Here is a 24,015-nt window from a genome sequence, read left to right as displayed (position 1 = left end):
ACCTTGTGGCGCGGGCAGGGCACCTTCCCAAAGGAGTGTGTATGAACCTCACAATCAGCGGCCACCATCTCGAAGTCACACCCGCCATCCGTGAATACGTTCAGAATAAGCTCGAGCGCATCACCCGCCATTTCGACCACGTGATCGACACCCACGTGTTCCTCGCCATCGATAACCTCACTGAAAAAGAAAAACGGCAAAAGGCCGAGATCAACCTACAGGTATCGGGCAAGATTCTGCATGTGGCGAGTGCTGCGCAAGACCTGTATGCGGCCATCGACACCTTGATGGACAGGTTGGACAGGCAGGTTCTGAAACACAAATCCATGCTGCAAAATCATAATCACGTGGCGCACAAGCGCCTTCCGGACAACGGAGAAGCCGCTGCCGCGTAATTAGTACGGGTAGCCGCAAAACACAGCAAGGGCGTCAGAGGGGACGCCCTTTTTGCTTTTGTACAATACCTGTTACTTTTCTACGCTTCCGTTTGTACAAATGTTCTGTAGAATGCATGTCTTTTCGATCACAGAATACCATCATGACCGATACCGTCCTGACCCGCGTTGCCAACCGCACCGGCGTCATCACGCTCGACCGGCCGAAGGCGCTGAACTCCCTCTCGCTCGACATGGTGCGCGCCCTGAGCGCCATCCTGCTGGAATGGAAGGATGACGCGGGCATCGACGCGGTGGTCATCACCAGCAGCAGCGAGAAGGCCTTGTGCGCCGGCGGCGATATCCGCTTCTTTCATGAGATGGGCCACGTCGGCCCGATGGGCGGCAGCGCGCTGCTGGAAGACTTCTTCACCGAAGAATACGCACTGAACCACCTCATTCACTTCTACCCGAAGCCCTACATCGCGGTGATGGATGGCGTGGTGATGGGCGGCGGCATGGGCATCGCCCAGGGCGGACCTGGCTGCGGCCTGCGCATCGTGACCGACCGCACCAAGATGGCGATGCCCGAGGTGAACATCGGCCTGTTCCCGGACGTGGGCGGCAGCCACTTCCTGTCGCATGCGCCGGGCCAGCTGGGTCAGTACCTTGGCCTGACTGGCCTGACCATCGGCGCAGCCGACGCGCTGTACGTGGGACTGGCGGACGTGTTCGTGCCGGGCGCGGAGCTGGCCGGCCTGATGGCGCTGGTCGACACGACCCCAGGCGCGCAGCTGCCGGCGGCGATCCGCAGCTATGCGACGAAGTATGCCGGCCAGCTGGCCCCGAGCGAACTGCAGGCGCAGCGCGGCGTGATCGATGCGCACTTCGGCGCGGCCAGCGTGTCGATGATCATGGCCTCGCTGGGTCGTGACGAGAACCCGTTCGCGCAGAAGGCATTGAAGGCGATGCGCCAGCGCTCGCCCCTGATGATGTGCGTGACCCACGAACTGCTGCTGCGCGGCGCCTCGCTGGACGTGGCGGACTGCCTGCGCATGGAGCGCAACCTGGTGCGCCGCAATTTCGAGCACGGCGAAGTGCTGGAAGGCGTGCGGGCGTTGGTGATCGACAAGGACAACCAGCCGAAGTGGAATCCGCCGACGCTGGGGGACGTGAAGCCGGAGATGGTGGCGCGCTTCTTCGAGCCGGTGTGGCCTGATTACGCACACCCGCTGCGGCACCTCACCTAAGGCGGCTTATGCACGTCATCCCGGCGCAGGCCGGGATCCAAGTTTGCATGGGCAGCTACAAGCGCTATCGATTGCAGCGTGCGAAGAAAATTGGGTTCCGGCCTTCGCCGGAACGACGGTCTTCAGGCTAACGGTGTAATCACCCCGCAGCGTGCTTCGGCTGCTCGCGGTGACGAATGATCACCCGCTCCGTCTGCCCGAAATAGGCCCCCAGCCTTTCCGCCATGTAGACCGAACGGTGCTGCCCGCCGGTACAGCCCACCGCCACGGTGAGGTAGGACCGGTTGTCCGTCTTGAACGAGGGCAGCCACTTCGCAACAAAAGCGCGAATATCTTCCAGCATCTCCACCGCGCTCGGCTGGGCGTCGAGGAAGGCGATCACCGGCGCGTCCTTGCCCGTGAGCGGGCGCAGTGCCAGGTCATAGTAGGGATTGGGAACCGCGCGCACGTCGAACACGAAGTCCGCGTCCAGCGGCACGCCCACCTTGAAGGCGAAGGATTCGAAGAACAGGGTCAGCGGGGCATGCTCCAGGTCGGCCAGTTCCTTGACCCAGGCGCGCAGCTTGTTGGCGGACAGTTCCGAGGTGTCGATCACGTGGCCCAGGTTCTCGATCGCCGACAGGCGCTCGCGTTCCTCGGCGATGCATTCGATCAGGGTGCGGCGCGAGGCCGGATTCTCGCCCGGGCGCAGCTCGTGCGACAGCGGGTGGCTGCGCCGGGTTTCGGAGAAACGCGCCACCAGCGAGTGCGTGCTCGAGGTCAGGAACATCACCTTGACGTCGTGGCCTTCCTCTTTCAGGTGGCGCACGCTCACCGGCAGTTCGACCAGCGATTCGGCACTGCGCGCATCGACCGCGACGGCGATTTTCTCCGTGCCTTTTTCACTGACCGCATACACCAGGGCCGGTAGCAGGGCCGGCGGCAGGTTGTCGACGCAGTAGTAGCCTGCGTCTTCCATGACATTCAGGGCAACCGACTTGCCCGAGCCGGAAATACCGGTAATGAGGACGATGTGCATGCTTGGGATGATACCCCAAATGGGGGTCAGTCGCCGCTCATCGCCTGGCGCTGGCGCTCCATGAATTCCTGCAGCGTATCGATGCCGCGCAGCTGCAGGATGGTGTTGCGCACGGCGGCCTCGAGCAGCACCGCGATGTTGCGGCCGGCCGCCACCGGAATGACCACCTTGCGGATCGGCAGGCCCAGCACGTCCTCGGTCGGATGGTGGAAAGGCAGGCGCTCGACCTCTTCGTCGAGCGCGCCGCGCTTGACCAGGTGGACGATGAGCTTGAGCCGCATCTTGCGGCGCACCGCGGTCTCACCAAAGATCGCCTTGATGTCCAGCAGGCCCAGGCCGCGCACTTCCAGCAGGTTCTGCAGCAGCGGCGGGCAGCGGCCTTCGATCATGTTCGGCGCGATGCGCGAGAATTCCACTGCGTCGTCGGCCACCAGGCCGTGCGAACGCGAGATCAGTTCCAGGCCGAGCTCGCTCTTGCCCAGGCCCGAGTCGCCGGTGATCAACACGCCCACGCCCAGCACGTCCATGAACACGCCGTGCATGATGACGCGCTGCGCCAGCTTCTTGGACAGATACACGCGCAGGAAGTCGATCACCTGCGCCGCCGGCAGCGGGGTCGAGAACAGCGGAATGTTCTGCTCGTCGCAGATGGCGAGGATGTCGGGCGGGGTTTCCAGGCCCTGGGCGATGATCAGGGCCGGCGGGCCACCACCGATCAGCTCGCCGATCACGTGGGTGCGCGAGCTGGATTTCAGGCGGTGGTAATAGTTCAGTTCCTGGTGTCCGAACACCTGGATCCGGCCCGGGTGGATCAGGTTCAGGTGGCCGACCTGGTCGGCGGCCGAGGCCGCGTCGCCCGCGATCTGCCGCTCGCCGCCGGGGAAACCCGCGAACCAGCCCAACTGGAGGCTGTCGCGGTTGTCATCGTACAAACGCTGGATGGTCAGCGGAGTCTGCAGCATGGGCATGTCATCGATCCACGCGGCGAATTGCCGCGTAGACAGTTTAGCCTAAAGCTTGCAGACTGGGCTGCCAGTTGATGATGCGTTCGTGGACCGACTTCGGATCCGGGTCGGTGGCCAGCGCGTTGCGCACGGCTTCGTCCGAGAACAGCTCGGCGATTTCCGACAGGATTTCGAGGTGCTGCTGGGTCACGTGGTCCGGGATCAGGAGGAAGAACAGCAGGCTGACCGGCTGGCCGTCGGGCGATTCGAAGGGAATCGGTTCCTTCAGGCGCACGAAGGCCGCCAGCGGCGACTTCAGGCTCTTGGAGCCCTTGATCCGCCCGTGCGGCACAGCGACACCATGGCCGAGACCAGTGGAGCCGAGGCGCTCGCGTGCGAACAGGTTGTCCGACACGGTGGAACGGGCGATGCCGCAGTTGTTCTCGAAAATCAGGCCAGCCTGCTCGAATGCACGCTTTTTGCTGGAAACTTCCAGATCCAACTGCACGTTCTCGAGCGAGAGGATTTTGCTAAGGTTCGTCATAACTTGTATGCCATGCACAGGGTGGGGTGTGCTTGCGAGGCGGAATTATAGGCCTGTTTCAGGACGGTGACATTCGATTTCGCATCTGTACAGGCATACAGTCACCTACATGGGGACGGTATGGCGAAAGCGTAGTGTTTTGCCATGAAATCGGCTTAGCAATTAAACGCAATTTCCTAAGCGAAATCGCAGGGAAAGTGGCGCAAATGGAGGTGCGAAAGCTTTCGCACCATCTTTTCCATGCATTGTGCCCGTTTTTTGAGCACGACGTTCGGATGCCGTTTTTGTATCAAAAACTTGCGCCGAGTGTGGCTGAAAACGCACAGCCGGCTTGCAAGCGTACACGGTTTCGGGTTATTGACGCGCGGTGCGCAGGTTGGACGGCTTGCCGGTGCTGAAATTGGCGCGCCAGGGATTGATGTCGAGTCCGCCGCGGCGGGTATAGCGTGCATACACCGCCAGCTTGGTCGGCTTGCACTGGCGCAGCACGTCCATGAAGATGCGCTCGACGCATTGCTCGTGGAATTCGTTGTGCTCGCGGAAGCCGATCAGGTACTTGAGCAGGCCTTCCTGGTCGATCTGCGGACCGACATAGCGGATCTGCACGGTGCCCCAGTCCGGCTGGCCGGTGACGAGGCAGTTCGATTTCAGCAGGTGCGATACCAGGGTTTCCTCGACCGGCGCTTCCGTCTGGTTGGCGCTCAGGAGTTCGGGCGAGGGGACATACTGGTCGATCTCCACGTCGAGGCGGTCGAGCAGGCTGCCTTCCAGTTCGCCCATTGCCAGGCTGCCGAAGGCGTCCGGCGTGGTGATCGTCACATGCACCGGGGCGCCGAAAGCGCCTGACAAGTCCTGGCGCAGCAGCTCGGCCAGCGCATCGGTACCGGCCAGGCGGGTCTGGTTGAAGGAATTCAGGTAGAGCTTGAACGACTTCGATTCGACGATGTTGGGCGAATCGGCGGGCGCCGTAATGGTGGCGATCGCCACCTGCGGCTTGCCGCGCATGTTCAGCCACGACAGTTCGTAGGCATTCCAGATGTCGACGCCGAAGAAGGGAAGCGTGCCCGTGCCCAGGCCGATCTCTTCGCGCTTCTGCAGACGCGGGATCGGGAACAGGAGCTCGGGAGCGTACTGGCTCTGGTAGGCGGAGGTTTTGCCAAGTGGCGATTGATCAGGAGTATTCATAGGAAGCTTGAATGCTTGTGGCATCCGTAGGGTGGGCAGGTTTCCTGCCCACGCGGTCAACTAAAGTTTGCGTACTTGCGGCGTGGATAACACTGCGGTACGGAATTGGGTTCCGGCCTTCGCCGGAACGACGTGCATAAGCTTGGGTGAAATCAGCCGAATTCTAGGCGCCGAGGAACAGCTTATAAACCGGATTGCTGCTCTCGTCCCAATATCGATAACCGAGGGTCGCCAGGAACTGCCGGAACTCCTCCATCTCCGCCGCCGGCACCTGCAGGCCGACCAGGATGCGTCCCACGTCGCCGCCCTGGTTCCGGTAGTGGAACAGCGAGATGTTCCAGTTCGGCGCCATGCTGTCGAGGAAGCGCATCAAGGCCCCCGGCCGTTCGGGAAACTCGAAACGATACAGCAATTCGTCCTGGGCCTGCGCGCTTTTCCCGCCCACCAGGTGGCGGATGTGCAGCTTGGCCAGTTCGTCGTGGGTCAGGTCGAGGGTGCGGAAGTCGTGTTCCTCGAAGGTGCGCGCCAGCAGGCCCGACTCGCTGCGGCTGCCCACCTGCACGCCGACGAAAATGTGCGCCTCGCGCGAATCGGCCATGCGGTAGTTGAATTCGGTGACGTTGCGCGGGCCGACCAGGGCGCAGAAGCGGCGGAAGCTGCCGCGCTGCTCGGGAATGGTCACCGCGAACACGGCCTCGCGCGATTCGCCCAGCTCCGCGCGCTCGGCCACGAAGCGCAGGCGGTCGAAGTTCATGTTGGCGCCGCAGGCCACCGCCACCAGGGTCTCGTCCTTGACCGGCGCGCGTCCCATCTGCGAACGCTCCACATAGGCCTTGGCGCCGGCCACCGCCAGTGCGCCGGCAGGCTCGAGGATGCTGCGGGTGTCCTGGAACACGTCCTGGATGGCCGCGCAGATCGCGTCGGTGTCGACGATGATGATCTCGTCCACCACCTGCTGCGCCACGCGGAAGGTCTCTTCGCCCACCAGGCGCACCGCGGTGCCGTCCGAGAACAGGCCGACATCGCTCAGGGTCACGCGCTGGCCGGCCTTCAGGCTTCTTGCCATCGCATCCGAATCGATGGTCTGCACGCCGATCACCTTGATGTCCGGGCGCACCGCCTTCACGTAGGCGCCCACGCCCGCTACCAGGCCGCCGCCGCCAATGGCCACGAAGATCGCGTGGATCGGGCCGGAATGCTGGCGCAGGATCTCCATGCCGATGGTGCCCTGGCCGGCGATGACGTCGGGGTCGTCGAAAGGATGGACGAAGGTCAGGCGCTGTTCCTTTTCCAGCAGCAGCGCGTGGTTGTAGGCGTCGGTGTACGAGTCGCCATGCAGCACCACTTCCACGCTGGCGCCGCCGCGCGCCTTCACCGCGTCCACCTTCACCTGCGGGGTGGTGGTCGGCATCACGACCAGGGCGCGGCAGCCGAGGCGCGCCGCGGACAGGGCCACACCCTGGGCGTGGTTGCCGGCCGAGGCGCAAATCACGCCGCGCTTCAGCTGCTCCGGCGTGAGGTTGGCCATCTTGTTGTAGGCGCCGCGCAGCTTGAAGCTGAACACGCTCTGCATGTCTTCGCGCTTGAAATAAATGCGGTTGCCGAAGCGGTTCGACAGGGTGGGCGCGTATTCGAGCGGCGTTTCTTCGGCGACGTCGTAGACGCGGGCGGTCAGGATTCTCTTGAGGTAGTCGGTAGTCATGGTCGGCAATCGGTATGCTGCAATGCCGGCAGTGGATAGGGGCCGGCGGTCCGGACGACACACACTTTTCCTCGCGGAGGATGACCGGGGCGGAGTGGCGATACGACGTGCTGGATGGCAGGCTCGGCGTATCGTGTCGTTACGATAGGTGATCCTCATTATAATGGACACCTATCGCAATTGCTCACTGCCCCCTTTCCCGATGATCGAAAACGCCGTCCTCTGGCTGCTGGACCTCCTTGCCGCACCGACCATCGGGCTTACCTCCATCTTCATCATCAGCTTCGTCTCGGCCACGCTGCTGCCGCTCGGCTCCGAGCCGGCCGTCTTCGCCGTGGTGAAGGCGAATCCGGCCATGTTCTGGCCGGCCATCCTGGTGGGCACGGTGGGCAACACGCTGGGCGGGGCAGTGGATTACTTCATCGGCTACCGCGCCAAGATCGCCTTCGCCAAGGAGCGCCAGAGCCGCTGGTTCGGCTGGCTCAAGAAGTACGGCGCCAAGACCATGCTGCTGTCCTGGGTGCCGGGCGTGGGCGACCCGCTGTGCACCCTGGCCGGCTGGCTGCACCTGCCGTTCTGGCCGAGCGTGATGTACATGGCGATCGGCAAATTCGCACGCTACGTCACCATGACCGCGATCCTGCTGTACATCCCGGACGGATTCTGGAAGACCGTGGGCGATTTCTTCGAGCGCCTGATCGGCTGACGGGGCATGGACCGCACTGGACTGCAAGCCTACCTCGGCGCCGGCACCTGGATCGATGCCGATCATCCGGAGGTAGCGGCCACCGCGCGCCGCCTGGCGGCAGGGGCAAGCTCGGAAGCCGACATCGTGCGCGCCTGCTTCGAATTCGTCCGCGACGAGATCGCGCACAGCGCCGATTTCCGGCGCAATCCGGTCACCTGCCGCGCGTCAAGCGTGCTGCGCCATGGGACGGGATTCTGCTACGCCAAGAGCCACCTGCTGGCGGCCCTGCTCAGGGCCAACGGTATCCCGGCGGGCCTGTGCTACCAGCGCCTGGCGACTGGCGATAGCGCCGCGCCGTATTGCCTGCACGGGCTGAACGCGGTCTGGCTGGCGGACTTTGGCTGGTACCGGCTCGACCCACGCGGCAACAAGCCCGGCATCGACGCCCGCTTCGACCCGCCGCGCGAGCTGCTCGCCTTCAGCCTGAGCGACCCGCAGGAGCGCTACCTGCCCGGCGTGCTGGCCGAACCGCTGCCGGTCGTGGTCGAGGTGCTGGAGCGCTGCGACACGGTCGAGCAGGTGCTGGCCGGCCTGCCCGACCTGGCCGGCGATCCGCCCTGACGCCGGGTCGGGTATCATGCGGGCCATGAACAAGTCCCCAAGCCTTCTTTCCCTGTTCCTCGTCCTGGCCGCCCTGGCAGTGTTCGGTGTCCTCGGCGCCAAATACATGCTGAGCTCGCACAAGGAGTCCACCAACGAGCAACTCGGCCTGGTCTGGCCGGGCATCGCCGCCATGCCGGAAGGGGACCGCAACTTTCTCGTCGAACTCGCCCATACCTGCAACCTGACCATGCGCGAGCCGGTGCGTGCCGAGGTCGTCGACTGCCTGCGCTCGGTCGAGATGAACGAGGGAGCAAAGGCCCGGCTGGAGCGCCTGATCCGCCAGGCGCCGGCACAGCAGCGCTGAAGCATCCTTATGCAATATGCCATTCGAGAGCGGGAGGCAAACGAATGATGCATGTGAGCAGCTTTTTGCAAACGTAATTTGCATCTTTTGCCCGCTGTTGGAATTTTCTTGCGTGCCCTTTCCTTTGATTCTAGCCAGCGTCCAGCGTGGTGCAGCGCAATAAGCTAGAATGAACGTCCTTCGGACCCGTCCGACCGACGCCCTGCATCTCATGAACGCGCCCGCACACATCCATACCCTGCTCGCCGACAATGCTCCTGCACGACTGCGCGAGATCCCCTACAACTACACCTCGTTCTCCGATCGCGAGATCGTGATCCGCCTGCTGGGCGAGTCCTCATGGCGCCTGCTCGACGAACTGCGCGGGGCGCGCCAGACCGGCCGCTCGGCGCGCATGCTGTACGAGGTGCTGGGCGATATCTGGGTGGTGCGCCGCAATCCCTACCTGCAGGACGACCTGCTGGACAACCCGAAGCGCCGCCAGAAGCTGATCGACGCCTTGCACCACCGCCTGGGCGAAGTCGACAAGCGCCGCCTGAGCGTGGACGCCGCCGAAGGCGAGGCCGAAGCATCCGCATCGCGCAGCGCCGCGGTCGAACAGCTCCTGGCCGCCGCCCGCAAGGCCGTCGACGATTTCGCGCGCGAGTTCCGCGAGACCTATGACCTGCGCAAGCGCGCAAAGCAGGTGCTCGGCGCCTACACCGACAAGCGCAACATCCGCTTCGACGGCATGCACCGGACCTCGCACGTCACCGACGCCACCGACTGGCGCGTCGAATACCCCTTCCTGGTCCTGCTGCCCGACAGCGAAGAGGAGATGGCCGGCCTGGTCAAGGGCTGCATCGAACTGGGCCTGACCATCATCCCGCGCGGCGGCGGCACCGGCTATACCGGCGGCGCCATTCCGCTCACGCCGATGTCGGCCGTGATCAACACCGAAAAGCTGATCGGCATCGGCGAAGTCGAATTGAGCCGCCTGCCGGGCGTGGACCGCGAATACGCGACCATCCACACCTACGCCGGCGTGGTCACCCAGCGCGTGTCGCAGGCGGCGGAAAAAGCCGGCTTCGTGTTCGCGGTCGACCCGACCTCGGCCCACGCGTCCTGCATCGGCGGGAACATCGCGATGAACGCGGGCGGCAAGAAGGCCGTCCTGTGGGGCACCGCGCTCGACAACCTGGCTTCCTGGCGCATGGTCGACCCGAACGGCGACTGGCTGGAAGTCACGCGCATGGACCACAACCTGTCGAAGATCCACGACGCGCCGGTCGCCACGTTTAAACTCGAATGGACCCATCCGACGCCGCGCGGCGCCGTTAAGGGCACGCCGTTCCGCACCGAGACCCTCATCATCGAAGGCCGCCGCTTCCGCAAGGAAGGCCTGGGCAAGGACGTCACCGACAAATTCCTGGCCGGCCTGCCGGGCATCCAGAAAGAGGGCACCGACGGCCTGATCACCTCGGCGCGCTGGATCCTGCACAAGATGCCGAAGTTCACCCGCACCGTGGCGCTGGAATTCTTCGGCCAGGCGCGCGACGCGATCCCGTCGATTGTCGAGATCAAGGACTACCTCGACGGCCTGCCGAAGAACGGCGACCCGGCCTTCTCGACGATCCGCCTGGCGGGCCTGGAGCACCTGGATGAGCGCTACCTGCGCGCGGTCGGCTATGCGACCAAATCCAAGCGCGGCGTGCTGCCCAAGATGGCGCTGTTCGGCGACATCGTCGGCGACGACGAGAACGCGGTCGCCATCGCGGCCTCGGAAGTGGTGCGCCTGGCGAACACCCGCGTCGGCGAAGGTTTCGTGGCCGTGAGCGCGGAAGCGCGCAAGAAATTCTGGCTCGACCGCGCCCGCACCGCGGCCATCGCGCGCCACACCAACGCCTTCAAGATCAACGAAGACGTGGTGATTCCGCTGAACCGCATGGGCGAGTACACCGACGGCATCGAGCGCATCAACGTCGAGCTGTCGATCAAGAACAAGCTGCAGCTGGCCGGCGAGCTGCGCCAGTACCTCGCCAACGAGCACCTGCCGATCGAGAAGAGCGACGACGCCACCGGCGACACCGTCGACCGCAACGAGATCCTGGGCGACCGCCCGCAACAGGCGGTGGCGCTGGTGGAGCTGGTTTATGCACGCTGGGGCTTCATCCTCGCCAACCTCGACCAGAAGCTGGTCGACGTGCGCGGGAAGCTGGACGAGCTGGGCCTGGACCACCTGTCGTCGACCCTGGACCAGCGCATCGGCGTCCAGCCGGACGCGCTGCTGTTCGATGTGGTGCAGGACCACAGCATCCGCGTCTCCTGGAAGCAGGAACTGCGTGCGCAGCTGCGCCAGATCTTCAACGGTGCGGCCTACAAATGCATCCTCGACGAATGCACGGCGATCCACAAGCGCGTGCTGCGCTCGCGCGTATTCGTGGCCCTGCACATGCACGCCGGCGACGGCAACGTGCACACCAACCTGCCGGTGAACTCGGACGACTACGCGATGCTGCAGGATGCGCATGCCGCGGTCGAGCGCATCATGAAGCTGGCCCGTTCGCTGGACGGCGTGATCTCGGGCGAGCACGGCATCGGCATCACCAAGCTCGAGTTCCTGACCGACGACGAGATCCGCGAATTCCGCGACTACAAGGAACGTGTCGACCCGGAAGGCCGTTTCAACAAGGGCAAGCTGCTCAACACGACGGCGGTATCGGCCGACCTGCGCAACGCCTACACGCCGTCCTTCGGCCTGATGGGCCACGAATCGCTCATCATGCAGCAGAGCGACATCGGTGAGATCGCCAACAGCATCAAGGACTGCCTGCGCTGCGGCAAGTGCAAGCCGGTCTGCACCACCCACGTGCCGCAATCGAACCTGCTGTATTCGCCGCGCGACAAGATCCTGGCCACCTCGGCGCTGATCGAAGCCTTCCTGTATGAAGAGCAGACCCGCCGCGGCGTGTCGATCAGACACTGGGAAGAGTTCGAGGACGTGTCCGACCACTGCACCGTGTGTCACAAGTGCGTGACGCCGTGCCCGGTCAACATCGACTTCGGCGACGTCTCGATGAACATGCGTAACCTGCTGCGCAAGATGGACAAGCGCAGCTTCAAGCCGGCCCAGCGCGCCGGCATGTTCTTCCTAAACGCGACCGACCCGACCACCATCAACGCCACCCGCAAGGTAATGGTCGACTGGGGCTACAAGGCCCAGCGTCTGGGCAACCAGCTACTGCGCGGCCTGGCCAAGCCGCAGGTGGAAGCACCGCCCCCGACCACCGGCAAGGCGCCGGTGCGCGAGCAGGTGATCCACTTCATCAACAAGAAAATGCCGGGCAACCTGCCGAAGAAGACGGCGCGTGCGCTGCTGGACATCGAGGACGACAAGGTCATCCCGATCATCCGCAACCCGAAGGCGACCAACGCCGACACCGAAGCCGTGTTCTACTTCCCGGGCTGCGGTTCGGAGCGCCTGTTCTCGCAGGTGGGCCTGGCGACCCAGGCGATGCTGTGGGAAGTGGGCGTGCAGACCGTGCTGCCGCCGGGCTACCTGTGCTGCGGCTATCCCCAGCGCGGCGCCGGCCAGTACGACAAGGCCGACAAGATGGTGACGGACAACCGCGTGCTGTTCCACCGCATGGCCAACACGCTGAACTACCTCGACATCAAGACGGTCGTGGTGTCGTGCGGCACCTGCTACGACTCGCTGGCGAACTACGAGTTCGACAAGATCTTCCCGGGCTGCCGCCTCATCGACATCCACGAATACCTGATGGAAAAAGGGGTGAAGCTGGAAGGCGTCACCGGTACCCGCTACATGTACCACGACCCCTGCCACACCCCGATGAAGATGCAGGATTCGCTCAAGACCGTCAACGCGCTGGTCTCCACCGTGGACAATGTCAAGATTGAGAAGAACGACCGCTGCTGCGGCGAATCCGGCACCTTCGCCGTGAGCCGTCCGGACATCGCTACCCAGGTGCGTTCGCGCAAGCAGGGCGAGATGGAGAAGGGCGCGGATAAACTGCGCGACGACGGCTTCAAGGGCGACGTCAAGATCCTGACCAGCTGCCCGTCCTGCCTGCAGGGCCTGTCGCGCTACAACCATGATTCCGGCACCACCGCCGACTACATCGTGGTCGAGATGGCCAGGCACCTGCTGGGCGAGAACTGGATGCCCGACTACGTCGCCCGCGCCAACAACGGCGGCATCGAAAGGGTACTGGTATGAAGGAAGTCGTGCGCGAAACCGGCTGCGAACTGTGCCACCTGACGGTGCCGGTGGTCTGGCAGGACGAGAAGCTTTCGGTCATCCTGGTCGACGATGCGGCCTATCCGGGCTTTTGCCGCGTGATCTGGCGCGAGCACGTGCGCGAGATGAGCGATTTGTCGCATGACGACCGCCTGCTGCTGAACGAGGCCGTGTACCAGGTCGAGCAGGCGGTGCGCGAGGTCATGCAGCCGCTGAAGGTCAACGTGGCCAGCCTCGGCAACGTGGTGCCGCACCTGCACTGGCATATCATTCCGCGCTATGCGGACGATGCGCACTTCCCGGCGCCGGTGTGGGCGCACGCCGCACGCCAGACCGGCGACGAGGTCCTGGCGGCGCGCCGCGCACTGCTGCCGGACCTGGCCGCCGCGATCGCGAAGCACTTCAACGAATAAGAGGAGACCCATGCCCAACCCACTCGATATCGCCGTGCGCCAGAAATCGCGCGTGCTGGAAATCGCCTTCGACGACGGCAGCAGCTTTTCCATCCCTTTTGAGCTGATGCGGGTATACTCGCCCTCGGCCGAAGTGAAGGGCCACGGCCCAGGCCAGGAAGTTTTGCAACTCGGCAAGCGCGAGGTCGGCATCACCGGCGTGGAGCCGGTCGGCAACTACGCGATCAAGCCCCTGTTCGACGACGGCCACGGCAGCGGCATCTTCACCTGGGATTACCTGTACAAGCTGGGCAGCGAGCAGGCCTCGCTGTGGCAGCAATACCTGGACCGCCTGCATGCGGCCGGCTTCGCGGGCGACAGCGGGCGCGAGCCAGGCACCGAACTGCCGGGCGCGGCGCCGAAGTCGGGCTGCGGGCATCATCACTGACCTCTGCCTGAACCGGGCCCACAAAAACAAAGAGCACGTCTGTCGACGTGCTCTTTTGTTTTTGGCGCGCTCCCTGGGGAGCGCAGCAGTGGTGTCTCAGGCCTGTGGCTGAATGTTCGCAGCCTGCTTGCCCTTCGGGCCGGCAGTGATGTCGAAGCTCACGCGCTGGTTTTCCGCCAGCGACTTGAAGCCTTGGGTGTTGATGGCCGAGAAGTGTGCAAAGACGTCTTCGCCACCGCCGTCCGGGGTGATGAAGCCGAAACCTTTTGCATCGTTAAACCACTTTACAGTGCCAGTCGCCATGGTAATTCCCTCAATGAAGTTTATCTATGTTATTGCTTTGTCGGACGTCAGGAGGTAGTGGATCCAGCGGCGTGCTCAACATTGCAAAAATGATTATAGAGGCAATTTTTTAAAAGGGAAGGAACTTTTTTCAATCGTGCGCCTCCCTTTTTTTAGTGTGGGCCGCCGGTCTCCAGCAGCGGCCCATCAGCTATCAGAAACCTGGTAGAAACCCATCAGAAACTGAGCGGCATCCGTATCGTCAGCGACACGTCCGGGGTATCGCGCGTCACGCCGGCGCCCACCGCCACCGACAGCGAGCGCTTCTCGTTGAAGCGGTAGGAATAGCCGATCAGCAGGGTGCCGAGCTGGGTCCGCACCGAGCCCGGTACCGTGCGGCCGTTCTGCTTCATGCGCGCCACCGTGCTGTGGTCGTAGCCGAGGCTGAGCGAGGCCTTGTCGTTCAGCGCCAGGCCCATGCCGAAGTTGAAGCCGATGATCGCGCCCGGCGCCAGCTCGCCCAGCGGTTCGCGGATGCCGTTGCGCACCAGGCGCTGCACGTTGCTGCGCTTGAAGTTGTGCAGGTAGCTGAGGTTGCCGAAGAAGACCGCCGGGTCGGACGGGAACAGCCAGGTCAGGCTGCCCTGCAGCGAGTGGAAGCCCGAGCCGGTCGGCAGCGACAGCGGCAGGCCGGTGCCGGTCACGTTCTCGCCGATGCAGCGGGTCTGGCAGTCGGTGACGACTTCGAACGGGTCCTTGCCGGTGGTCGACTTGTAGCGCAGGCCGCCGATGTAATAGGCCTTGTCCGGGCCGCCGTTGTTCAGCTGGTAGCGGCTGGCGATTTCGACATCGCCCAGGGCCTTGCCGCTGGTGTCGAACACGCGCTCGACCGCGGTGCCGGTGAAGATCTCGCGGCTGACGGTGGCGTCCGAGCGGTACACGTAGGGCACCTTGACCTCGACTTCCATGCGGTTGTTCAGGCCGGTGCGGCCGGTGAGCGAGCCGGTGAAGGTGTTGCGCTTGACCTCGCGCACGTCCACCAGGCCGATCAGGAGGGCCGGGATCACGGTGTAGCCGACCAGGGCCACGCGGTTGCTCGACGAGTAGCCGAACTGCAGGGCGGGTTCGAGGATGTACTTGCCGCGCGGGGTCAGCACGCCCGGGGCTTCGAACAGCGGCGCCACTTCGGGCGGGCGCTGGTCCTTCTGGTTGTTCTGGATACGGCTGGCGGCGACTGCCTGGGCCGGCGGACGGGCGGTCGCCGGGGCCGGGCCGGGCACGACCGGCGCCGGGGTCGAGGGCGGCCGGCCGTTGTTCGGCGCGTTGCCGTTCTGCGCGGTGCGCGGGGCATTGTTCTGCGCCGGGGCCGGCTGGTTGTTCTGGGTGGTGTTCTGTCCTGCCTGCGCGCCGCCGTTCTGGCCACCGGTACCGCGCTGCTCGGACAGCAGCAGGTCGTCGACGCGCGGGGGCAGTTCCAGGTTCTCGGCCAGCACCGGGCGGGCGTCGTCGCGCCTTTCCTCGATGCGGTCGATCTTGGCGCGCTGCGCCTGCAGTTCGCGCATCAGGCGGTCGACCAGTTCGCGCTGGGCGGCCAGTTCTGCCTTCAGCGTGGCCAGTTCGGCAGCCTTGTCCGGTTCGGCGGCAGGCGTGCCCTGGGCCTGGGCGACAGGGGCCAGCAGCATTGCCGCGAGGCTCGCGGCGCCTAGGCGCGCGACGTGGGTGGGCATGCGTTTCTCCATCGGCAAATTAATAATATTGCAATGTTACAGGCTTCCTGCCGAGCGCACGATTGCATCCCGAATTGTTGAGTGAAAATTGAGGTCTTTGATGAGCGCCATGCTGTTGACCGTCGAGCTGATGGTCGTCTGGGCCATGATGGCCTGGTGGTCCAGGCTGTTCTGGACCAGGGTGGCGCCGCTGCCCAGGCCGATGTCGTTGGGCGCGAAGTTGCTGCCGCCGATCTGGATCAGGCGCGCCGTGCCGAGCGCGTCGCGCGCCTGCATCAGCTGTTCGGCGTTCATCGACGCCACATCGGGAATGGCGACGTTGGTGCGCGACAGGATCTCGCCGTTGACGGACACCACGCGCTCGATCCCGAGCGAGATGTTGAGGCCGCCCGGCATCTCGAAGCCGCCGCGGTTGGCGTCGAGCGTCTGTTCGTCGACCGGCGCCCATTCCTCGGCGGCGATCACGGCCACCTTCCCTTGGGCGAGCGCTGCACTGCAGGCTCCGGCCAGCAGCGTGGCCGCGAGGGCCCGGCATGCGAATTTCGGCCAGCTGATGAGCCAGTCCATGGCATTCCTCTCAAAAATCGCCGGGGCCGAACTTCGGCAGGCCCTGGCTGTATTGTTCCTGGTTGATGCCGGTGCCCAGTGGCGCGCGCGGCGCGGCGCGCCAGTCGTCGGCGCCGTTGAAGCCGGCCCTGGCAATCGTGTTCGGGTAGCGGTGCACCACGAACAGCAGCTTGTTGGCCCACAGCTCCATGAAGCGTTCGCGCGTCACCGAGCGGGCCCCGCTGGACGGATCGCCCAGCAGGATGCGCCCATCCTCGGCGCCCTTGATCACCACGAAGTGGTTGTAGCCGCGGTCGCTGATCAGGACGATCGCGGGCAGCTTCGCCTCGAGCAGCTTTTCGAGCGGCTGCTGGAAGCCGTCGCCGACGAAGCCGCGGGTGGCCAGGTAGCGCTTCATGTCGAGCATGGAAAAGCCCTGCTGGCGGATTTTGGCCTGGTCGCCGGTCAGGAACATCTTCTCGAAGACTTCCTTCTCGGTCACCGGGGTATCGTAGTGGTAGGTCAGCAGCGTGGCCAGGGCGGCCGAGCCGCAGCTGAAGTCGAACTGCTGGCGGGTGGTCTTGCGAAACTTGATCTCTTTGAGAGAGGTGACCGGCACCGTGGCGCGCTGGCCGACGGCCAGCTCGATGCTCGATGCCAGGCACCCGGGTGCCAGCAAGATGCCGCCCACGGCGGCACAGATGGCGACAGTCGTTTTCATAAAGCCTTCATGCCTATTGCAAGCGCAGGTTGATGACGGTGGCGTTCTGGATCAGCACGTTCGAACCGCTGTTCTGGATCACCATCGGCAGGCCTTGCGCGTTCGCGAACGAACCGCTGTCGATGACGTTGTTGCCGCTGACCGTATTCACCGCGGTGTTGTTGCCCACCGTACCGCCCAGCACCGCCTCAGTGTGCATGGTGTCGTCCTTGCCGGAAGTGCGTCCCAGGCGCTCGCTGGTGACGGCTTCGCCCCAGATGCCGGCTTCGCTGTGTGTTGCCGGGGCCACGTTCACTTCGGCCAGGAAGTCGAGCTTGATCGGCAGCTTCTCCTGGTCGGCGGCCTGGACCGCCAGCGGGAGCGCGACAAGCGCCGCCAGCACGAATCGGTTCACAGGTTTCATAAGCAATCTCCTTGAGTCGGAAAAACCGCCGCGCGGCGGATGCCGCGCGGCGGTTACTGCTGGTCTTACTGGCCGCTGCCCACGTTCATGTTCGACTGAACGTTGACGCTCTGCTGGATCAGCGAGGAGAAGCCGTTGTTCTGGCTGATCACCGAGACGCCGGCTGCCGACTGGGCGATGTTCGACATGGTGTTCGACATGTCGAAGGCGCCGGTGGTCACCGACTGGGTGCCGCCGTTGCCGCCGGTACCGTTGCCGCCGTTGCCGGCCATGGCTGCGCCGCCGGTGGTGGTGCCGCCCGCGCCGCCTTCGCCGCCGGTCGAGGTGCCGCCCATGCCGCCTTCGCCGCCGTTACCGCCGGTGCTGGCGCCCGAGGTGCCGCTGCCGCTGGTCGAATCGCCGTTGGTGGCGTCGCCGGCTGCTGCGCCGCTGCCGCTGGAGTTCGAGGCTGCGCCGCTGGCTGCGCCCGAACCGCCTGCGCCGCCTGCTGCGCCCGAGCCGCCTGCCGCGCCGGCGCCGCCGTCGCCGCCTGAGCCGCCTGCGCCGCCCATGCCGCCTTCACCGCCTGCGGCGCCTGCGCCGCCGGTCGAGGTGCCGGAAGCGCCTGCGCCGCCGGTCGAGGTGCCTGCTGCGCCCGCGCCGCCGGTCGAGGTGCCTGCTGCGCCTGCACCGCCTGCGCCGCCTTCACCGCCGGTGCCCGAAGCGCCGGCGCCGCCGGTGCCCGAACCAGCAGCACCGCCGGTGCCGCTCAGGGCTGCGCCGGCACCGCCGGTGCCGCCGGTTGCTGCGCCGCCGGCCGCGCCTGCGCCGCCGGTCGAGGTGCCCGAAGCGCCCGAGCCGCCCATGCCGCCTGCTGCGCCTGCGCCGGCTGCGCCGCCGGTCGAGTCGCCGCCGGTGTTCATGGTGTCGCCGTTGGTGCCGGCGCCCGAGGTCACCGAACCAGCGGTGCCGTTGGCAGCGCCGCTGGTGCCGCCTGCGCCGCCTTCGGTGCCAGGCATCACCGCGCCGCTCGAGGCGCCGTTGTCGCCTTGGCCAGCGCCGCCGGTGCCGGCGCCGCTCGATGCGTTCTGGGTCGAACCCGACGAGGAGCCGCCTGCGCCGCCCATGCCGCCTGCGCCGCCGGCTGCGCCTGCGCCGCCAGTGGCGCCCGAGCCGCCGCCGAAGCCGCCGTTGCCTGCGGTTGCGCCGCCGTTGTTGCCGCCGTTGCCGCCGTCGAGGGCGCCGGTTGCGCCGCCTGCGCCGCCGGTGGCGTCGCCGCCCAGGCCGCCGGTGCCTGCACCGCCCGAGGCGCCTGCGCCGCCCATGCCGCCGTTTGCGGACGAAGCGCCGCCCAGGCCGCCGGTGGCGCCCGAGCCGCCGCCGAAGCCGCCGGTTGCGGTCGAGCCGCCGCCGAAGCCGCCTGCGCCGCCAGCTGCGCCTGCACCGCCGGCGTTGCCGCCTGCGCCTGCACCGCCCATGCCGCCGGCTGCACCTGCGCCGCCCATGCCGCCCGCTGCGCCCGAGCCGCCCATGCCGCTCGATGCGTTGCCGGTGTTGCCGCCTGCGCCGCCTGCGCCGCCGGCTGCGTTGCCGACCGAGGCTGCGCCGCTCGAGGCTGCGCCGCTGATGCCCTGGCCGCCTGCGCCGGCCGAAGCGCCGTTGGCGCTACCGGCTGCACCGCCGGCTGCACCGGCAGCACCGTTTGCCTCGCCGCCGGTGGCCACGCCACCTGCTGCGCCCATGCCGGCTGCGCCGTTGGCGTTGCCGCTGCTGTTGGCGGCGTTGCCGATGTTGTTGATACGGTTGCCGCTGACTTCGCCGGTCAGGTTGCTGATCGAGTTGGCGCTCGAGGTGTTGTACGAGTTGCTCATGCTCGAGGTCGCGTTGCCGCCGTTGTTGGCGGCAGCTGCGCCGGCAGCCGAAGCGGAAGCGTCGCCCGAGCTGCGGTTCTGGCCCGAAGCGTCGCGCGAGTTGTTGGTGTTGGTGGTGTTCGTGTTGGTGCTGTTGTTCGAACGGTCGCTATTGTCCGACGCGTCGGTGTTGGTCGTGGTCGTGTTGGTGCGGCTGCTGTTGTCCGAGTTGTCGCTGTTGTTCGAACGGTCGCTGTTGTCCGAACGGTCGGTGTTGGTCGTGTTCGTGGTCGTGCGGGTGCTGTTGTCCGAGTTGTCGCTGTTATTCGAGCGATCGCTGTTGTCGGTATTGGTCGTGGTGTTGGTACGGGTGCTGTTGTTGGTGTTGTCGGTCGTGTTCGTGCTGTTGTTCGAACGGTCGATGCTGGTGGTTTGCGTGTTGTCACCACGGACGCGGTCAACGGTGGTGTTGCCGTCTTGTGCGTGGGCCAGACCAAATGCCGAAGCGATCGCGATCGCCAGAATAGTGCGCTTCATCTGTTACTCCCCTATGTGTGTCACTGAAAAGTTGAAATGCCCGGCGTTCCATGTCACCGGTCCATCTTCCTCATAGCAGTTTGCGTGCCAGCTCTTTAAGATCTTGCAAGTCTTTGATTAGTTTGGTGATTTTTATGCTGAGCAAACTTGTAGGACTAAGTTGATGAGGCAGTTCAATAACTCTGAAAAAAGCTGTCTCAAAACTGTGACAGTTGTAACAAGATTGTCACCAGACTGTATCACCCTGTAACAGCGCACACAGGCGTGCAGAAGCAGGCACATAGGCTGCGCTTGCTTCGAGAATGTAGGAAAAAAAGAAGGGGAAAAGTGCCCGGACGGGCGTGATCAGGGAGCGATCGAGTGCTTGGCCATCAGGCGGTACAGCGTCATGCGCGAGACACCGAGCTCGCGCGCGGCCTGGCTGATGTTGTTGCCGCACTTGGCCAGGCTGTTCCAGATGGCGGTGCGTTCCGCGCTGCCGCGCGAGTGGTCGAGGTCGTCACGCAGGATGATGGCGTCGTCCTGGGGCGCCAGCTCGAGGTCTTCCGGCATGATGAGACGGTGCTCGGCGAGCACCATGGCGCGCCGCATGCGGTTGATCAGCTCGCGGATATTGCCCGGCCAGTCGTGCTGGGCCATGGCGCGCAGGGCCTGTTTGCTGATGCCCTTGAGCTGCGGGCTCTTCTCATCGGCAAATTTGTTAAAAATGATCTCGGTGAGCAGGGGCAGGTCTTCCTTGCGCTCGCGCAGCGGCGGCACCCGGATCGGGAACACGCTGAGGCGGTAATACAGGTCTTCGCGGAAGCGTCCCGCGGCCACCGCCTTGGGCAGGTCGACGTGGGTGGCGGTGATCACGCGCGCGTCGACCGCCACCGTGCGGGTGCCTCCGACCCGGTAGATGGTGCGTTCCTGCAGGAAGCGCAGCAGGCTGGCCTGCAGGTCGAGCGGCAGGTCGCCGATCTCGTCCAGGAAGATGCTGCCGCCGGAAGCTGCTTCGATCAGGCCCGGCTTGTCCTTTGCCGCGCCGGTGAAGGCGCCGCGCTCGTAGCCGAACAGCTCGGAGTGGATCAGCGAGGGCGGAATCGCGGCGCAATTGATGGCGATGAAAGGCCCGCCGGCGCGCGGCGACTGCGCGTGGATCTCCTGCGCCGCCAGTTCCTTGCCGCTGCCGCTTTCTCCCGAGATCAGCACCGGCGCATCGACTGCGGCGATCTTGTCGATGTGGGCGCGCAGGCGCCGGATCGCCACCGAGTTGCCGTCGATGTGGCGCGCGCTTGACGCGCGCTGGTGCGGCGGCGTGGACCTGGCCAGCATGGCCATGCCGTGCGCGTGGCCGAGCGAATGGTGCAGGCGCACGGTGTCGACCGGACGGGTATGAAAATCGCACAGGTGGGTGGCGATGGCCTGGCGCAGCTGTGGACGGTGCAGCAGGTCAGGGCCGAACACGCCGATCCAGCGCATGTGATGGTGCTGCTGCAGGAAGCGTTCGGTGTCGTCGTGCTCGAGGCTGCCGTCGCCGTCGAGCAACAGCCCGAGCGCATAGTGCTGCTGTGCCAGCACCTTGCGCGCGGCCGCGATACTGTCGACCGTGCACACGTCCCAGCCCCGCAAGTCACCGCAGGCGGCGCGTACGCCGGCATTCCCCTCATTCGTGATGCATAAGAGTCGTTTGACCGACACATTAACCTCGTTCTTATTCGTTATTACTGGTAATGCAGGCGACGTTGTCGGCGGAATCCGGGAAGTCCTGTAAGGAAAACGCCGGGTGGTAAATGCCGGATTCGTCCGACAAAAGCCTTGACTGTCATTTAACCAGAAATAGCCACTTTTCGGCGCACAAATATTGCCGAGTTGGTAATCTGCATCGCGAAAATTCCTACGGGAATCAATGCTTTACAGTAATACCTCCGTTTCTTCTCTATGCGGTTGCGCTTGCCAGCAGGCTGACCAGGCGCTCGATCGGATAGGGTTTGGCGAGCACCCGCACGCCGGGAATCGCCGGTTGGCGTTCGGTATAGCCGGTGGCCAGCACCACCGGCAAGCCGGGGTCGCGCTGGCGCACGATGCCGGCCAGGTCGATGCCACTCACGCTGCCCGGCATGACGATGTCGGAGAACACCACGGCGGGACGGGCGCCGCCCTCGAGCAGGGCCACGGCCTGCTCGCCGTCATGCGCGACCAGCACCTCGAAGCCGGCGTCCCGCAGCGCCTGCGAGACCGCTTCGCGCACCAGCGGGTCGTCTTCGACGAACAGCACGGTGCCGCGGCCGCGCGGCAGCGGGGCTTCCGCTGGCGCAGGCGTCGGCGCTTGCGCCGGCTGTTGCGCGCGCGGCAGCCAGATGTCCACCCGCGTGCCCTTGCCGGGTTCGCTGTCGAGCAGCAGCAGGCCTTGCGACTGCAGGGCGAAGGCATAGGCCTGCGCCAGCCCCAGGCCGGTGCCCTGGCCCTGGCCCTTGGTGGTAAAGAAGGGATCGAGCGCACGCGCCAGCACCTCGGACGTCATGCCGCTGCCGGTGTCGCTGACGGTCACGCGCACGTAGTCGCCGGGCGCCAGCGCATCGAGGGCGGAACCCGGGGGCGGATGGGCGAGGGCGACATTGCGCGCCTCGATGCGCAGCACGCCGCCGTGCGGCATGGCGTCGCGCGCATTGACGGCCAGGTTCAGCAGCGCCAGGTCGAACTGCAGGGGCTCGACCTTGATCGGCCAGGCCGGCTCGTCGCAGTCGATCTGCAGCGCGATGTCGGCGCGCAGGGCGCCGCTCATCAGCTGGCGCGCGCTGCGCAGCTGCTGGCAGGCATCCACTGTTTCCTGGCGCGCTTCCTGGATCCGGCCGAAGGAGCCGAGCTGGCCGGTGAGGGCGGCGGCGCGCTGCACGGTCTTCTTGCAGGTCTGCAGGAGGCCGCCCACCTTGTCGTCCTTGTTCCTGAATTCGGCCAGCTGCAGCGCCGTGCTCAGGGTCTGCAGCAGGTTGTTGAACTCATGGGCGATGCCGCCGGTCAGGCGGCCCAGCGCCTCCAGCTTCTGCGACTTGAGCAGGGCGCCCTGCGCCCTTTCGGTGGCGGCGACGGCTTCGGCCACGCGCTGCTCGAGTTCCTGCTGCGCCTGGCGGATCTGCCGTCCGGCATCGAGCATGCGCCGCGCCACGCTGTCGATCTCGACGATGCCCTGGGGGCGGTAAGCCGGCTCCTTGCCCTGGCCAAGTTCGTCGGCGGCAAGGCCAAGATGTTCGATCGGCCCGATCGCGCGCCGCGCCAGCCAGCGCGCCGCCAGCACGCCGGCAGCGAGCAGGGCCGCCATCAGCCCGGCCAGCATGGCTGCGGCTTCCAGGGGCACGCGCCGGATGTCGCTCACCGGGATGCTGACCAACACCTTCCAGTCCGACATCGGCACCGTGCTGAAGAAGGCGCGCACGGCGATCCGGTCGAGCGTGCGGCTGTCGTACACGCCTTCGTGCGTCCGGGCCAGCAGTTCGCGGCTGTAGGCGCTCACCGGCTTGCCGATGAACTCCCGGGGCGTGCGCGAACGGGCCAGCACCACGCCCTTGCGGTCGACGATGGTGGCAATCCATTCGGTACGGAAATGCTGGCGCTCCACCAGCTTTTGCAGGCTTGCCACGCTGACGCCCAGCAGCAGGTGGTAGCGCACGGCGCCGTCCACCATCACCGGCACCTGCACGGTGTAGTCGTAGGTCTTGCCGATCGGCGCCATGAAGACATCGGACACATAGGTCGCTGCGGGGCCGCCACGCTGCATCAGTTCGCCGACGTTGGACGAGCGCCGCGTCGGCAGCGCCGCGCCGAATGGCTTGCGTGTGTTGATCAGCTGCTTCCCGTCCAGGTCGGCCAGCACGATCACGGTGTCCCATGCCGGCGCCATGCCGCGTGCATGCTCGTAGAACTCGCGCAGGTCGCCCCGGTGCAGGGAGGGGGCGACGGCCAGGGTGCGCAGGACCGCGGTACGCGCCTGCAGTTCGTTGTCCACCATCAGGGCAAAGGCGCGGGTGGCCTCGCTCACGCTCTGCACCTGCGATTTCTGCTCTTCCCGATAGACGTAGCTGACCGCCAGCGCGGCTGCGATGAAGGAGGGCACCAGGATGGCCAGGACCAGGATCAGGAGACGGCTGCGGATACGCATGGGATGGCTTGAAGCCGCAATCTATGCAATTTGACGATTATACAAGAGCTGTAATGTTGTCAGGAAAGCTAACGTACCGTGCT

At 65.4% G+C, this 24,015-nt stretch carries 21 protein-coding genes; 8 read left to right on the top strand and 13 right to left on the bottom strand.

Annotated elements, in window-relative coordinates; translation table 11 throughout:
* The first annotated feature begins 41 nt into the window (after window positions 1-41).
* Entirely contained in the window at window positions 42-395 is a 354-nt protein-coding gene (gene hpf / locus YWC_RS0112810) for a ribosome hibernation-promoting factor, HPF/YfiA family (RefSeq protein WP_027865734.1), read from the top strand.
* 143 nt (window positions 396-538) lie between these two features.
* Window positions 539-1,624: an enoyl-CoA hydratase/isomerase family protein gene (locus YWC_RS0112805; protein ID WP_027865733.1), complete on the top strand. Its 1,086-nt coding sequence runs from the start codon at window positions 539-541 to the stop codon at window positions 1,622-1,624.
* 139 nt (window positions 1,625-1,763) lie between these two features.
* Here the strand turns inward: YWC_RS0112805 and rapZ are convergent, their stop codons facing one another.
* From rapZ to ilvA, 5 genes are all read right to left on the bottom strand, one after another.
* Window positions 1,764-2,642, bottom strand: a complete 879-nt coding sequence (gene rapZ / locus YWC_RS0112800) for an RNase adapter RapZ (protein WP_027865732.1) — start codon at window positions 2,640-2,642, stop codon at window positions 1,764-1,766.
* 26 nt (window positions 2,643-2,668) lie between these two features.
* Window positions 2,669-3,604 carry an HPr(Ser) kinase/phosphatase gene (gene hprK / locus YWC_RS0112795; RefSeq protein ID WP_036208776.1) on the bottom strand — a complete coding sequence of 312 codons (936 nt, stop codon included), beginning with the start codon at window positions 3,602-3,604 and terminating at the stop codon, window positions 2,669-2,671.
* Window positions 3,605-3,647: 43 nt separating this feature from the next.
* Window positions 3,648-4,130 carry a PTS sugar transporter subunit IIA gene (locus tag YWC_RS0112790; protein WP_027865730.1) on the bottom strand — a complete coding sequence of 161 codons (483 nt, stop codon included), beginning with the start codon at window positions 4,128-4,130 and terminating at the stop codon, window positions 3,648-3,650.
* 354 nt (window positions 4,131-4,484) lie between these two features.
* The gene (queF, locus tag YWC_RS0112785; RefSeq protein WP_027865729.1) at window positions 4,485-5,315 is read right to left on the bottom strand and encodes an NADPH-dependent 7-cyano-7-deazaguanine reductase QueF; all 831 of its coding nucleotides are present in this window, start codon (window positions 5,313-5,315) and stop codon (window positions 4,485-4,487) included.
* 163 nt (window positions 5,316-5,478) lie between these two features.
* Window positions 5,479-7,017 carry a threonine ammonia-lyase, biosynthetic gene (gene ilvA, locus YWC_RS0112780; protein WP_027865728.1) on the bottom strand — a complete coding sequence of 513 codons (1,539 nt, stop codon included), beginning with the start codon at window positions 7,015-7,017 and terminating at the stop codon, window positions 5,479-5,481.
* A 202-nt stretch (window positions 7,018-7,219) separates the two neighbouring features.
* On the opposite strand from ilvA, the gene YWC_RS0112775 reads away from it, so the two are divergent.
* The 6 genes from YWC_RS0112775 (at window position 7,220) to YWC_RS0112750 (ending at window position 13,752) form a co-directional block, all read left to right on the top strand.
* Complete coding sequence (locus YWC_RS0112775) at window positions 7,220-7,723, top strand: YqaA family protein (RefSeq protein ID WP_027865727.1); 504 nt, start codon at window positions 7,220-7,222, stop codon at window positions 7,721-7,723.
* A gap of 6 nt (window positions 7,724-7,729) precedes the next feature.
* Entirely contained in the window at window positions 7,730-8,326 is a 597-nt protein-coding gene (locus tag YWC_RS0112770) for a transglutaminase-like domain-containing protein (protein WP_036214227.1), read from the top strand.
* A 25-nt stretch (window positions 8,327-8,351) separates the two neighbouring features.
* Window positions 8,352-8,672, top strand: a complete 321-nt coding sequence (locus tag YWC_RS0112765) for a hypothetical protein (RefSeq protein WP_036214224.1) — start codon at window positions 8,352-8,354, stop codon at window positions 8,670-8,672.
* 211 nt (window positions 8,673-8,883) lie between these two features.
* Window positions 8,884-12,891 carry a DUF3683 domain-containing protein gene (locus YWC_RS0112760; protein WP_027865724.1) on the top strand — a complete coding sequence of 1,336 codons (4,008 nt, stop codon included), beginning with the start codon at window positions 8,884-8,886 and terminating at the stop codon, window positions 12,889-12,891.
* On the top strand, window positions 12,888-13,325 hold the full coding sequence (locus YWC_RS0112755) for an HIT family protein (RefSeq protein ID WP_027865723.1): 438 nt from the start codon (window positions 12,888-12,890) through the stop codon (window positions 13,323-13,325). The genes YWC_RS0112760 and YWC_RS0112755 overlap by 4 nt, the downstream gene beginning before the upstream one ends.
* Window positions 13,326-13,335: 10 nt before the next feature.
* On the top strand, window positions 13,336-13,752 hold the full coding sequence (locus tag YWC_RS0112750) for a gamma-butyrobetaine hydroxylase family protein (protein WP_027865722.1): 417 nt from the start codon (window positions 13,336-13,338) through the stop codon (window positions 13,750-13,752).
* Between the two features lie 96 nt (window positions 13,753-13,848).
* On the opposite strand, the gene YWC_RS0112745 is transcribed toward YWC_RS0112750, so the two are convergent.
* From YWC_RS0112745 to YWC_RS31585, 8 genes are all read right to left on the bottom strand, one after another.
* Window positions 13,849-14,055 (bottom strand): cold-shock protein, encoded by a 207-nt coding sequence (locus YWC_RS0112745; RefSeq protein WP_027865721.1) that lies wholly within the window; start codon window positions 14,053-14,055, stop codon window positions 13,849-13,851.
* A 215-nt stretch (window positions 14,056-14,270) separates the two neighbouring features.
* The gene (locus tag YWC_RS0112740; RefSeq protein WP_027865720.1) at window positions 14,271-15,761 is read right to left on the bottom strand and encodes a coiled-coil domain-containing protein; all 1,491 of its coding nucleotides are present in this window, start codon (window positions 15,759-15,761) and stop codon (window positions 14,271-14,273) included.
* 36 nt (window positions 15,762-15,797) lie between these two features.
* A complete protein-coding gene (locus YWC_RS29265; RefSeq protein WP_051306429.1) occupies window positions 15,798-16,328 on the bottom strand; it encodes a hypothetical protein in 531 nt (176 codons plus the stop codon).
* Between the two features lie 10 nt (window positions 16,329-16,338).
* Window positions 16,339-17,028 (bottom strand): C39 family peptidase, encoded by a 690-nt coding sequence (locus YWC_RS0112730; RefSeq protein WP_027865719.1) that lies wholly within the window; start codon window positions 17,026-17,028, stop codon window positions 16,339-16,341.
* Window positions 17,029-17,041: 13 nt separating this feature from the next.
* On the bottom strand, window positions 17,042-17,431 hold the full coding sequence (locus YWC_RS0112725) for a hypothetical protein (protein WP_027865718.1): 390 nt from the start codon (window positions 17,429-17,431) through the stop codon (window positions 17,042-17,044).
* Window positions 17,432-17,496: 65 nt separating this feature from the next.
* On the bottom strand, window positions 17,497-19,797 hold the full coding sequence (locus tag YWC_RS31590) for a hypothetical protein (protein ID WP_027865717.1): 2,301 nt from the start codon (window positions 19,795-19,797) through the stop codon (window positions 17,497-17,499).
* 345 nt (window positions 19,798-20,142) lie between these two features.
* The gene (locus tag YWC_RS0112715) at window positions 20,143-21,477 is read right to left on the bottom strand and encodes a sigma-54 dependent transcriptional regulator (RefSeq protein WP_027865716.1); all 1,335 of its coding nucleotides are present in this window, start codon (window positions 21,475-21,477) and stop codon (window positions 20,143-20,145) included.
* Window positions 21,478-21,715: 238 nt separating this feature from the next.
* The gene (locus YWC_RS31585; RefSeq protein ID WP_051306428.1) at window positions 21,716-23,932 is read right to left on the bottom strand and encodes a hybrid sensor histidine kinase/response regulator; all 2,217 of its coding nucleotides are present in this window, start codon (window positions 23,930-23,932) and stop codon (window positions 21,716-21,718) included.
* Window positions 23,933-24,015 lie beyond the last annotated feature (83 nt).

The sequence above is a fragment of the Massilia alkalitolerans DSM 17462 genome (assembly GCF_000427785.1).
Classification (GTDB): domain Bacteria; phylum Pseudomonadota; class Gammaproteobacteria; order Burkholderiales; family Burkholderiaceae_D; genus Telluria; species Telluria alkalitolerans.
Note: the sequence above shows the minus strand (reverse complement) of the source record. Positions and strands in the feature narration are given on the sequence as shown.